This is a genomic window from Streptomyces sp. NPDC050704, assembly GCF_040654355.1.
Classification (GTDB): Bacteria; Actinomycetota; Actinomycetes; order Streptomycetales; family Streptomycetaceae; genus Streptomyces.
This window is the reverse complement of record NZ_JBFAHW010000048.1, coordinates 34,035-46,099: the sequence shown is the minus strand read 5'-3', so window position 1 is coordinate 46,099 and position 12,065 is coordinate 34,035. Positions and strand designations below refer to the sequence as shown.

8 protein-coding genes are annotated in these 12,065 nt (G+C 70.8%); all 8 read left to right on the top strand.

What is annotated here, in order from left to right:
* Positions 1-19: 19 nt before the first annotated feature.
* The 8 genes from AB0I18_RS26850 to rpmA all read left to right on the top strand — a co-directional run bounded on the left by AB0I18_RS26850 (position 20) and on the right by rpmA (position 12,009).
* Positions 20-1,978 carry a TIGR03960 family B12-binding radical SAM protein gene (locus AB0I18_RS26850; protein ID WP_363108136.1) on the top strand — a complete coding sequence of 653 codons (1,959 nt, stop codon included), beginning with the start codon at positions 20-22 and terminating at the stop codon, positions 1,976-1,978.
* A 31-nt stretch (positions 1,979-2,009) separates the two neighbouring features.
* Positions 2,010-2,543 (top strand): GNAT family N-acetyltransferase, encoded by a 534-nt coding sequence (locus AB0I18_RS26845; RefSeq protein ID WP_363108135.1) that lies wholly within the window; start codon positions 2,010-2,012, stop codon positions 2,541-2,543.
* Positions 2,544-2,723: 180 nt separating this feature from the next.
* On the top strand, positions 2,724-3,932 hold the full coding sequence (locus AB0I18_RS26840) for a hypothetical protein (protein WP_363108134.1): 1,209 nt from the start codon (positions 2,724-2,726) through the stop codon (positions 3,930-3,932).
* A gap of 135 nt (positions 3,933-4,067) precedes the next feature.
* Positions 4,068-4,889, top strand: coding sequence for a TIGR03936 family radical SAM-associated protein (locus tag AB0I18_RS26835; protein ID WP_363108133.1), 822 nt, complete (start codon positions 4,068-4,070; stop codon positions 4,887-4,889).
* Between the two features lie 236 nt (positions 4,890-5,125).
* A complete protein-coding gene (locus AB0I18_RS26830; RefSeq protein ID WP_363108132.1) occupies positions 5,126-9,574 on the top strand; it encodes an Rne/Rng family ribonuclease in 4,449 nt (1,482 codons plus the stop codon).
* Between the two features lie 281 nt (positions 9,575-9,855).
* Complete coding sequence (locus tag AB0I18_RS26825) at positions 9,856-11,211, top strand: phospholipase D-like domain-containing protein (protein ID WP_363108131.1); 1,356 nt, start codon at positions 9,856-9,858, stop codon at positions 11,209-11,211.
* Between the two features lie 208 nt (positions 11,212-11,419).
* Entirely contained in the window at positions 11,420-11,740 is a 321-nt protein-coding gene (gene rplU / locus AB0I18_RS26820; protein WP_329223829.1) for a 50S ribosomal protein L21, read from the top strand.
* A gap of 14 nt (positions 11,741-11,754) precedes the next feature.
* The gene (gene rpmA, locus AB0I18_RS26815; protein ID WP_006374707.1) at positions 11,755-12,009 is read left to right on the top strand and encodes a 50S ribosomal protein L27; all 255 of its coding nucleotides are present in this window, start codon (positions 11,755-11,757) and stop codon (positions 12,007-12,009) included.
* The last annotated feature ends 56 nt before the right edge of the window (positions 12,010-12,065 follow it).

Here is a 12,065-nt window from a genome sequence, read left to right as displayed (position 1 = left end):
GCTCACGAAAGTTCGCGAGATGCCTGCCGAAACCGCTGTATCGGTGTTCCCGCAGCTCGAAGCTCTGCTCCCGCATGTGCAGAAGCCGATCCAGTACGTCGGAGGAGAGCTCAACTCCACGGTCAAGCCCTGGGACGCCTGTGACGTCCGCTGGGCGCTCATGTACCCGGACGCGTACGAGGTCGGACTGCCCAACCAGGGCGTCATGATCCTCTACGAGGTACTGAACGAGCGCGAGGGCGTGCTCGCCGAGCGCACGTACAGCGTGTGGCCGGACCTCGAAGAGCTGATGCGCGAGCACAAGGTGCCGCAGTTCACAGTGGACAGTCACCGGCCGGTCAAGGCCTTCGACGTGTTCGGCCTCAGCTTCTCCACGGAGCTGGGCTACACGAACATGCTGACGGCGCTGGACCTGGCCGGCATCCCGCTGGAGGCCAAGGACCGCACGCTCGACGACCCGATCGTGCTGGCCGGCGGCCACGCCGCCTTCAACCCCGAGCCGATCGCCGACTTCATCGACGCGGCGATCATCGGCGACGGCGAGCAGGCCGTGCTCGACATGACCGCGATCATCCGCGCCTGGAAGGCGGAGGGCCGGCCCGGTGGCCGCGAGGAGGTCCTCTTCCGCCTCGCGAGGACGGGATCGGTGTACATCCCGGCGTTCTACGACGTCGAGTACCTCTCCGACGGCCGCATCGCCCGCGTCGTACCGAACAAGAGCGGCGTCCCGTGGCGGGTCAGCAAGCACACGGTCATGGACCTGGACGAATGGCCGTACCCCAAGCAGCCGCTCGTCCCGCTCGCCGAGACGGTCCACGAGCGCATGTCGGTGGAGATCTTCCGCGGCTGCACGCGCGGCTGCCGCTTCTGCCAGGCGGGCATGATCACGCGCCCGGTGCGCGAGCGCTCGATCACCGGCATCGGCGAGATGGTCGAGAAGGGCCTGAAGGCGACGGGCTTCGAGGAGGTCGGCCTCCTCTCCCTGTCGTCCGCGGACCACTCGGAGATCGGCGACATCGCGAAGGGCCTGGCGGACCGGTACGAGGAGGACAAGGTCGGTCTCTCCCTCCCGTCCACCCGCGTGGACGCGTTCAATGTGGACCTGGCCAACGAGCTGACCCGCAACGGCCGCCGCTCGGGCCTGACGTTCGCCCCCGAGGGCGGCTCCGAGCGCCTGCGCAAGGTCATCAACAAGATGGTCTCGGAAGAGGACCTGATCAGGACCGTCGCGACGGCCTACGGCAACGGCTGGCGCCAGGTGAAGCTGTACTTCATGTGCGGCCTGCCGACCGAGACCGACGACGACGTCATGCAGATCGCCGACATGGCGATGAACGTGATCCAGAAGGGCCGCGAGGTCTCCGGCCAGAACGACATCCGCTGCACGGTGTCGATCGGCGGCTTCGTCCCCAAGCCGCACACGCCGTTCCAGTGGGCGCCGCAGCTGAGCGCCGAGGACACGGACGCCCGTCTGACGAAGCTCCGCGACAAGATCCGCGGCGACAAGAAGTACGGCCGCTCCATCGGCTTCCGCTACCACGACGGCAAGCCCGGCATCGTCGAGGGCCTGCTCTCCCGCGGCGACCGCCGCATCGGCTCGGTCATCCGCGCCGTCTACGAGGACGGCGGCCGCTTCGACGGCTGGCGCGAGCATTTCTCGTACGACCGGTGGATGGCCTGCGCCGAGAAGACGCTCCCTGCCGTCGGTGTGGACGTCGACTGGTACACCACCCGCGAGCGCACCTACGAGGAGGTCCTCCCCTGGGACCACCTCGACTCCGGCCTCGACAAGGACTGGCTGTGGGAGGACTGGCAGGACTCCCTCGACGAGACAGAGGTCGAGGACTGCCGGTGGACGCCTTGTTTCGACTGTGGGGTGTGCCCTCAGATGGACACTTCCATCCAGATCGGTCCCACGGGCAAGAAGTTGCTGCCGCTGACGGTCAAGCAGCCCGCGGGTAGCGGGCACACGCACTGAGGCGGTGTGCGCGGCGCGGCACAATGAGGTGATGCCGCAGCTTGTCAGGCCCGACGCCCGTTTCCGGAGCTCCTTTCTGGATGCCGTACGCGAGAACCTCGACGAGGGCGAGCACTTCGGAAACACCCTCAAGCGGGAGCTCGCCGTGTACGGCGGCGACTGGCAGGAGCCGGACGGGTTCGCGCGCTATGTCGCGGCGGTCCGGGAGGAGGAGCTGGCGGAAGGCCGGCGCCCGGCGGGCTTCGTGCCGGGCAGTTGGTTCTGGTACGTGGACGGGGGCACGTATCTGGGCCGGATTCAGATACGTCACCGTCTTACTCCGCATCTGCGCGACTTCGGTGGTCACATCGGCTATGGCGTACGTCCCACGGGGCGTAGGAAGGGCTACGCCACGGCCATGCTCCGTGACGTCCTGCCGCACGCGCGTGGTCTCGGGCTCGACCGGATCCTCGTCACCTGCGACGGCACCAACATCGGATCCCGCAAGGTCATCGAGGCCAACGGTGGAGAGTTCGAGGACGAACGGGGCGGAAAGCTGCGCTTCTGGATCCATACCGGCCGCTGACGCGTCTTCGCCGTCATGGACCTGGAAAAGTCGCCACCGCCCGCGTCGCCCGCGCTCCCCGAGACGCCTGCGAGCAGCTCTGCGACCGCTGGGACCGGGACACCTGTGGCCGCCGCGGCGCCTGTGCCGCGGCAGGGGGCCGCTCCCGAGGGGTGCCTTGCCGTCGCGATCCGGATTCCGGTGCGGATCGTGGTGTTCCTGCTGGTCCTGCCGGTGCGGATGGTGTGGGACGCGCTGGTCGTCGTCGGGCGGTTCCTCACGGATACGGTGTTCCGGCCGGTGGGGCGGGCGATCGGGTGGCTGCTGACCGGTCTCGGACACGTGCTGTTGTGGCTGGGCAAGGCGGTGTTCGTCTGGCCGTGGGTGGGGTTGTGGCGGTACGTGGTCGTGCCGGTGGGGAAGGCGCTGGTCTGGCTCGGCCATGTGCTGCTCGTCGTGCCCGCCGGGTGGCTGTACGAGGCGGTGCTGACGCCGCTCGGACACGGTGTCGTGTGGGTGTTGCGGGGGATCGGGGCCGGGTGCGCCTGGCTGTGGCGGGTGCTGGTGGTCACCCCCGCGGGCGCGTTGCACCGGTGGCTGCTCGCGCCGATCGGGCGGGGAATCGCCTGGGCGGCCCTGGGCTTCGGGGCCGGGCTGGCCTGGGTCGCGCGGGGTCTGTGGGGTGGGATCACATGGGTCTGCCTCGGTGTGTGGGCGGGCGTGACATGGGTTTCCCGGGGGATCTGGACCGGGGTCGTGTGGGTCGCCAGTGGCGTGTGGGCCGGCGTCGTGTGGGTCTCCCGTGGTCTGTGGGGCGGCATGACATGGGTCGGTGGGGGTCTGTGGGGCGGCATGACATGGGTCGGTGGGGGACTGTGGGCCGGTATGACATGGGTGGGGCGCGGGATCTGGGCGGGGGTGACCTTGCTCGCGGTGGGGATCGGGACCCTCCTGCGGTGGATCTTCGTCGTGCCCGCGGTCGCCCTGTGGCGATGGGTGCTCGCGCCGGTCGGGCGGGCCCTCGCCGTGGTCGCCCGCGAGATCGGCGAGGCACTGGGGCACGCGTGGCGGGTCGCCGGGTATGTGTCGCTCGCCGTCGGGCGGTTCCTCGGACGACTCTTCCGGTGGATCTTCGTGGAGCCGGTGCGATGGGTGTACAAGTGCGTGCTCACCCCCGTCGGACACCTCGTACGGGACACCGTCTGGCGGCCCGCGGCGCAGGCCGCCCGGAGTGTGGGGCGCGCCACCCGGCAGGCCCTGGCGAGCGCCCGTGAGACGGCCCGGCAGACCCGGGCCGACATCCGGCGGATGCTGTTCGGAGCACCCCGGGAACCCGATCCGGTGCCGTTGGCCGAGCCCCGGAGCGATCCCGAACCGGTGAGCCTGGCCAAGCCCGGCGGGCACCTGTGACCCGGGCCCGGTCGCTCCCGGCGGGAACCGCCGGCCGACGGGACACGTACTCTAGGTAGCAGTACGACCGCTCTCACGAAGGACTGAACGACACTGGGCAAGCGACAGCCCGAAGGCCCGCCGCCCGCACTCGCGGTGCAGCGCATCCGACTGCGCTACACCAAGCGCGGCCGCCTCCGGTTCACCAGCCACCGTGACTTCCAGCGTGCCTTCGAACGTGCGCTGCGCCGCTCCGAGGTGCCCATGGCGTACTCGGCGGGGTTCACGCCGCACCCGAAGGTGTCGTACGCCAATGCCGCACCCACCGGCACGGGCAGTGAGGCCGAGTACCTGGAGATCGCGCTCACCGACGCGCGCGATCCCGACAAGCTGCGCGAGCTCCTCGACGAGTCGCTGCCCGCCGGGCTCGACATCATCGACGCGGTGGAGGCCCGTACGTCGGGTCTCGCCGACCGGCTCACGGCTTCCGTGTGGGAACTGCGCCTCGACGGCGTGGCACCCGAGGACGCGGAGCGCGCGGTCGACGCCTTCAAGTCGGCCGACGCGGTCGAGGTACAGCGCAAGACGAAGAACGGCATGCGTACCTTCGACGCCCGCGGCGCTGTCGCGAGCCTGGAGGTGCACACGGCACGGTCTGAGCAGTCCGAGGCCGACAGTCCACAGGCCGATAGGCCGACCGACCAGCCCTGTGCGATACTGCGGCTGGTTGTTCGGCACGTGACGCCTGCCGTTCGACCCGACGACGTCCTGTCCGGTCTCCGAGCTGTGGCCGACCTGGCGCCGCCGGTCCCCGCAGCGGTGACCAGGCTGGCGCAGGGGCTTTTCGATGAAGAGACCGGCACGGTGACCGACCCGCTCGCGCCCGACCGCGAGGCAGTGGCAGCCGCCCCAGGAGCTTTTTCCGGGGACGCGATCACTGCCGCCGCGAAGGCGCCGGTGCCGGAAGGTCCCGCGTAAGGACGTACGTCGAAGCGCCGCCCTTGTATCCGGGAGCCACCTGGGTCGGGCAGCGCACCGACCAGAAGACTTTCGCCAGGCCGTACGCACACATGGCGTACGGAACCGGCGAGACAGGACACAGAGAGCTCCCGTGCGGCGCCCGCGCCCCGGACGGCGGCACCGCGCATCGCGCGAGCCGCGGACGTCACCGGACCAGGTGCGGCGCCCGGGAGCCTGACGGGAGATCCACCCGCATGCTCGAGCCGACCGAACCCGTTGAGGGTTCCGAGAACAACACCCCCAGCGACACGCTGCCGCCGCGCAGGCGCCGCCGTGCCGCGTCGCGGCCCGCAGGACCGCCCTCGGCGGCCTCCGAGGCCGCGGCAGAGACCACCGCGCCGGCCATACCGGCCGTGAGCTCCGCCGATCTCGCGACGGAGGAGCCCGAAGACACAGCTGAGACGGCCGAGACCGTCGAGACGGCGGCCGCCCAGGTGGAGACCGCGCCCGCTGAGGCCGTGGTCGAACCAGTGGCGGAACCCGAACCGGTGGCGGAACCCGTGGCCGAAGAGGTCGCCCCCGCTCCGCGTTCGCGTCGTCGTGCCACTCGGCGTGCGTCTGCTCCCACCGGTACCCCGCAGGCGGCCGAGTCGGCGGAGACCAGTGGGTCCGCCGCGTCGGGTGATGAGGCGGCCGTGTCCGAGACCGTTGTCGCGGCTCCGGCCGTGGAGGCGGAGCCCGAGGTGCCGGTGTCCGCCGCTGAGCCCGTGGCCGAAGAGGCCGCTCCCGCTCCGCGTTCGCGTCGTCGTGCCACTCGGCGTGCGTCCGCTCCCGCCGGCGCGCCGCAGGGCGCCGAGTCGGCGGAGACCAGCGGGTCTGCTGCCGCGCCAGGCGGCGAGGCGCCCGTGTCTGAGACGGTTGCCGTCGCTCCGGCCGTGGAGGCGGAGCCCGAGGTGCCGGTGTCTGCCGCTGAGCCTGTGGCCGAGGAGGCCGTAGCCCCGGCGCCGCGTTCGCGTCGTCGTGCCACTCGGCGTGCGTCCGCTCCCGCGGGGGCGCCGCAGGCGGCCGACACCGAGGCCCCGGTGGCCACCGAAACCCCCGTGACCACCGCGTCCGACGAGGCCGATGAGCCCGTCGGCGCCCAGGCCACCACCCCCGCCCCGGCCGCCGAAGAGGCCCCGGCCGTCGAGGCCGAGGACGCCGCTCCTCGCCGTACGCGCCGTCGTGCCACGCGCCGCGCCACCGCGCCCGCCGGCGCGCCGCAGGCGGAGACATCCGAGACAGCGGAGGCGCCCGCAGAGGACGCCGCCGAGCCCACCCGCCGCGCCACCACGCCGAAGGCGGAACGCGCCGCGGCATCCACCGCGACCGAGCCCACCGAGGCCGTTGTCCGCGACGAGCGCAGGGAGGCCCCCGTGGCCGCTGCCAGGAACGACCGGGCCGCCGAGGCCGAGACCCCCGCCGAGACCGAGGACGCCACCCCGCGGCGTGCCAGGCGCCGGGCCACGCGCAAGGCGGCCGGCGGCTTCTCCGCGCCCGCGCCGCAGAAGGCAGTGGAGCCCGAGGAGACCGAGGAGGAGTCCGGGCGCCGTCCGGCGCGGCGACCCGCCGTCGCCGTGTTCCAGGCGCCCGTCTTCACCGAGCCGATGTTCCAGACGCCGGAGCGCGCCGCGGCCGCCGCCGCTGCCGGGTCCGTCGAGGAGCCGGAAGAGGCCGAGGAGGCCGCCGAGCCGGTCCAGCAGCAGGTCCAGCAGGCTCCCGCCCCCGAGGAGGAGACCGGCGGACCGCGTCGGCGCCGCCGCCGGAAGGCAGTGGCGGAGGAGCCCGCCGCCGCGGAGGTCGTCGAGACCCCCACGGCCCCCGAGATCGACGAGCAGGGCGACGAGGAGTCCGCCGAGGACGCCGCCGAGGGTGACGAGTCCGAGGACACCGGCTCGCGTCGGCGCCGTCGCCGCGGTGGCCGGCGCCGTCGCCGGGGTGAGTCCGCCGAGTCGGACGGTGACTCCGCGGACAGCGACGAGTACGCGTCCGAGCAGACGGGCCAGGACGCCGAGGACACCGCCGGGCGGACCGACGAGGACGCTGAGGACGCCGACGAGGACGACCGCGAGGACGCCGGCGGCTCCAGCAGCAGCCGTCGCCGTCGCCGCCGTCGCCGTCGTGCCGGTGACGCGCCCGTCGACGCCGAGCCGGCCGAGGCCGACCCCGAGCGCACGGTCGTCAAGGTCCGTGAGCCGCGCACCAAGAAGGAAGAGCGGACCGACGCCTCGGACGAGGTGCAGTCCATCAAGGGCTCGACTCGCCTGGAGGCGAAGAAGCAGCGCCGTCGTGAAGGGCGTGAGCAGGGCCGCCGTCGCGTTCCGATCATCACCGAGGCCGAGTTCCTGGCCCGCCGCGAGGCCGTCGAGCGTGTGATGGTCGTCCGCCAGAGCGGCGAGCGCACCCAGATCGGCGTCCTTGAGGACAACGTGCTCGTGGAGCACTACGTCAACAAGGAGCAGTCGACCTCGTACGTCGGCAACGTCTACCTGGGCAAGGTCCAGAACGTGCTGCCGTCGATGGAGGCCGCCTTCATCGACATCGGCAAGGGCCGCAACGCGGTGCTCTACGCCGGTGAGGTCAACTTCGAGGCGCTGGGCATGGCCAACGGCCCCCGCCGCATCGAGAGCGCGCTGAAGTCCGGCCAGTCGGTCCTCGTGCAGGTCACGAAGGACCCGATCGGCCACAAGGGTGCCCGCCTGACCAGCCAGGTCTCGCTGCCCGGCCGCTACCTGGTCTACGTGCCCGAGGGCTCGATGACCGGCATCAGCCGCAAGCTGCCCGACACCGAGCGCGCGCGTCTGAAGACCATCCTCAAGAAGATCGTCCCCGAGGACGCGGGCGTCATCGTGCGCACCGCGGCCGAGGGCGCCAGCGAGGACGAGCTGCGCCGTGACGTCGAGCGGCTGCAGGGGCAGTGGGAGGACATCCAGAAGAAGGCGAAGAGCGGCGGCAGCTCGAACGCGCCGACGCTGCTCTACGGCGAGCCGGACATGACCGTCCGCGTGGTCCGCGACATCTTCAACGAGGACTTCACCAAGGTCATCGTCAGCGGCGACGAGGCGTGGGAGACCATCCACGGGTACGTCGCCCATGTCGCGCCCGACCTGGCCGACCGCCTGTCGAGGTGGACCTCCGAGGTCGACGTCTTCGCGACGTACCGGATCGACGAGCAGCTCGCCAAGGCGCTCGACCGCAAGGTCTGGCTGCCGTCCGGCGGCTCCCTCGTGATCGACAAGACCGAAGCCATGATCGTCATCGACGTCAACACCGGAAAGTTCACCGGTCAGGGCGGCAACCTCGAAGAGACGGTCACCAGGAACAACCTGGAGGCGGCCGAGGAGATCGTGCGCCAGCTGCGGCTGCGCGACCTCGGCGGCATCGTCGTCATCGACTTCATCGACATGGTCCTGGAGTCCAACCGCGACCTGGTGCTGCGCCGCCTCCTGGAGTGCCTGGGACGCGACCGTACGAAGCACCAGGTGGCCGAGGTCACCTCGCTGGGCCTCGTCCAGATGACCCGAAAGAGGGTCGGCCAGGGCCTGCTGGAGTCGTTCTCCGAGACCTGCGTGCACTGCAACGGCCGTGGCGTGATCGTGCACATGGAGCAGCCGACCTCCGCCGGAGGCGGCGGCAAGCGCAAGAAGCGCGGCCGTGGCGGCGCCGAGCAGGAGCACACGCACGAGCCGGAGACGATCGAGCCGATCGAGACGATCGAGGCGGCTGAGACCGTGGACGAGGTCGCCGCGGAGGTCGCCGAGCCCGTCGCCCTGCCCGAACCCGCCTTCGTGCCGGACGAGGATCTGTACAGCAGCGCCGCCGAGGCCGAGGCCGCGGCCACCCGTGGCCGCTCGCGGCGCCGTACCAGCCGGCGCGCGTCCGCTCCGGCGGGTGCTCCGAGGTCCGAGTCCCGCAGGTCCGAGCGCCGGGCCGAGGCTCCGACCGCTCAGACCGTGACGCCGGAGGAGGAGACCGCGCGCCCCGTGCAGCCGGAGCCGGCGGCCGTCGCGCACGCCGAGCCCGTCGCCGCCGAGGATCCGGTCGTCGAGGCGCCGGTCGTCGAGGCCCCGGCCGCCGACGACGCCGCGCCCAAGGGCCGTACCCGCCGTCGGGCGACCCGCAAGGTCTCCGCGCCGGCCGGTTCGCCCAACGCGGCCGAGGAGACCGTGGTGACCGTCACCGAGCCGGTCGCCGCGCCCGCCGAGCCCAAGGCCGAGCCGGTCGCCGAGGCCGAGCCGAAGGCGGAGCCCGTCGCCGACAGTGCCGCGCCGCCCCGTGCGCGCCGTCGTGCGGTCCGTAAGGCCACCGCGCCCACCGCGTCCGAGGAGTCGGCCGTCATGGTCGTCCCCTCGGCCCCGGCGGAGGCTCCGGCACAGGCGGCCGAGAAGCCGGCCGAGGCGCCCGCGGAGGCCACCACGGAGGCTTCCGGCGAGCAGGAGGCGGCCCCGGCCAAGAAGACGGCCCGTAAGACGGCCAAGAAGGCGGCCGCCAAGAAGACCGCCGCCAAGAAGACGACGACGGCCAAGAAGACCGCCGCCAAGAAGACCGTGGCCAAGAAGGCGACGAAGACCGCCAAGACGGCCGCGAAGTCGACGTCGAAGAAGACCGCGGCGGCGTCACAGCAGACGCCGTCCACGGTCTCGGCCGCCACCGACGAGGACTGAGCACCGCACCCGAGGCACGCGCCTCGTCCACGACGCCCCCTGACCAGCGGTCACTCCGCCGGTCAGGGGGCGTCGGCGTACTCCTGACCAGGGGAGTGAACTGCCGTACGGGCCGCCCGGTTTGGTATGCCCTGACATGTTTTCAGGGGCATCACAGATCTCACATTCACCCCCCGCCTCTTGGAACGCGATCATCTGCGTGCAAAACTCACTCGGTCATTCGCATGAACACACGCGTGCGCGTTGGGGAGAACGCTCACACGTGTCAGGGAGGGGATCTCATGGCGCGCGTGCGCCTGCAGGGCACTGGGCGGCACCGTGCCGTGAAGCCGGTCAGGGGAGGGCGGCAGGCCGTCGCGCTGGCCACGGTGCTCTCCGCGGCGGGTGTCCAGGTCGCCACGTCGGCGGGGACCGCGGATGCCGTGGACAACCCGACGTGGACCGAGGGGCCGATCTTCAACGATCCGCTCAGTACGGACACCGCCCAGCAGACCGTGATCCGCACACGGCTGATCGAGCTGACCGACGCCGCGCTGCCCGGCTCCACGATCAAGGTCGCGGTCTACCACATCTGGGAGGCCGGGGTCGTCAACGCCCTCGTCGCCGCCAGGAACCGCGGCGTGAACGTGCAGGTCCTGCTCGACGAGTCCAGCATCAGCGACCGCCCGGCCAACACGGCGTACAGCACGCTCGCTTCGGGGCTCGGCACGGACCGTACGCAGGGCTCGTACGTCTCGACCTGTCCGGAGAACAAGTCCTGTCTCGGCGACCCGAAGTTCGGGCAGTCGATCATGCACAACAAGTTCTGGCTGTTCTCCGCGGTCCAGGGCGCCACGAACGTGGTCGTCGAGACGACGTCGAACTCCACGCCGTCCGCGCACACCCGCTTCTTCAACGACGCGCTGCTGCTGCCCAACAACCCGACGATGTACGACGCGTACGCGGACTACTTCGACTCGATGGTCGGGCAGGACTGGCAGTCCTGGAACTACCGCACGGTGAGCAACGGCCGCTACAAGGCGTACTTCTTCCCGCGGGCCGGCAACACCCGGGACACCGACACGGTGTACTCGGTGCTCAACAACGTCACCTGCAAGTACAAGGACACCGCGGGCGTCACCCAGTCGACCAGGGTCCGGGTGGCGATCTTCAAGATCACCCGCTTGGCGATCGCCGAGAAGCTGGTCTCGCTGAAGAAGGCGGGCTGTTCCGTGAGCATCGTCTACGCGGAGTCGGACAGCGCCAAGAGCACCGGCGGTACCGCGGGGACCTGGGAGAAGATGCACACCACCGGCGGCCCGACCGTGCGCTGCTACAACGACGAACGGGACCCGCTGAACCCCGGCCAGAAGCTCTCGGTGCCGTACATCATCCACTCCAAGTACATCCTCGTCGACGGCATGTACGACGGCGTGAAGAACAAGGTCAGCTTCACCGGCTCGGGGAACTACACGGGCCCCGCGCTGCGCGAGAACGACGAGTCGATCGTGAAGGTCGACGACGACTCCGTGCACGACATGTACCGGATCCACTTCGACCGGGTGGCCAAGGTCGCCTACCCGGGCACCGCGGACGCCACGGACCTGTGCAAGGGCGTGAAGCCGCTGCCCGCGGACGGCGAGAAGCCGATCGCGTAGGCCCCGCGCGGACCGGGTCGGGGCACGGCCCGGACCCGGTTTGACCCCCAGGTCGGGGCCCCGTAACCTTGACCCTCGGCGTGTCCATAGATATGCCGCATTCCCGTAAACCTCTTCCTCCCGATGGCTCGCGCCCCGGGAGAGGCCGCCTGCTTCTGTCGGCGGCTGGACTGCGGGGATTCCGATTTCGAGTGAGAGAGAGATCCGCGTGTACGCCATCGTGCGCAGCGGTGGTCGCCAGCACAAGGTTGCTGTCGGCGACACCGTTGAGGTTGACAAGATTCCCACGGCCAAGGTCGGCGACACGGTCGAGCTCTCGACCCTGCTCGTTGTCGACGGTGACGCGGTCACCAGCGACCCGTGGGTGCTTGCCGGCATCAAGGTCCAGGCCGAGATCGTGGACCACCACAAGGGCGTCAAGATCGACATCCTTCGCTACAAGAACAAGACCGGCTACCGCCGTCGTCAGGGCCACCGCCAGCAGTACACGGCGATCAAGGTCACTGAGATCCCCGCGGCTGCGAAGTAAGGGACTGAGGAGAGATGGCACACAAGAAGGGCGCATCGTCCACCCGGAACGGTCGCGACTCCAATGCTCAGCGGCTCGGCGTGAAGCGCTTCGGCGGTCAGGTCGTCAACGCCGGTGAGATCCTGGTCCGCCAGCGTGGCACCCACTTCCACCCCGGCGCGAGCGTCGGCCGTGGCAAGGACGACACGCTGTTCGCGCTGGCCGCCGGTGCGGTCGAGTTCGGTACGCACCGTGGCCGCAAGGTCGTGAACATCGTTCCGGTCGCCTGACCGGATCTTTCGCGAGGCGGACCTCACTTCCCGTTCGGGAAGCGGGTCCGCCTTTC